At 63.3% G+C, this 613-nt stretch carries 1 protein-coding gene; it reads right to left on the bottom strand.

What is annotated here, in order from left to right:
* Positions 1-9: 9 nt before the first annotated feature.
* The coding region (locus tag NKI25_RS36360; protein ID WP_353000996.1) for a transposase at positions 10-613 on the bottom strand (604 nt) is incomplete at its 5' end.

Below are 613 nucleotides of genomic sequence, written 5' to 3'. Positions count from 1 at the left end.
CTAGGCGATTCACACATTTCGAAGCGCCCATCCATGGGCGATGGACAGGAAGTGCTGCAATCCGTGTCGGAAGGTGATGGGTCCTGGGGCTTTGGACTTTGGATAGCCGTCCCAGCCGCCGAGTTTGGCGATAATCCAGGCGGCCCAAGCGAGGGATTGGGGGGCGTGGGGATTCTTCTGCAGGGCGGTTTTTCCCTCTAGTGTGGGCAGCAGGGCTTGAAGCGTGTCGATTTCGGCGTGGGTGAAGGCGATGGCGGCGTGTTGTGCGGATCGGCCGTCGCGGGCCTGGACGAGTTGCATGACGACACAGGCGGCTCGCGCGGCGATGGCGGTCAGTTTGACGAGCCGTTCGGCGGTCTCCAGTTGGCTGTCTTCCAGCTGAAGCCCCTGCTGTTTGAGGGTGCGGAAGAACTGCTCGATGGTCCAGCGCATGCGATACCAATCGACCATCCGCCAGGCCATGGCCGCGTCCTCGACGAGATGGGTGGTAAGCAGTCGCCACAGGATCGGCTCGGCGCCCTGCGGCGGGTCGATCTCGGTTACCTGCACCAAGCTCACGCTCACCGTCTTGGGCAGGCCCTCTTCAATCGTGTTGTCGGGGCGCACGACCTCG

The sequence above is a fragment of the Mesorhizobium sp. M0808 genome (genome assembly GCF_040320025.1).
Lineage (GTDB): Bacteria > Pseudomonadota > Alphaproteobacteria > Rhizobiales > Rhizobiaceae > Mesorhizobium.
The sequence above is the reverse complement of the archived record's forward strand: the minus strand, read 5'-3'. Positions and strand labels throughout refer to the sequence as shown.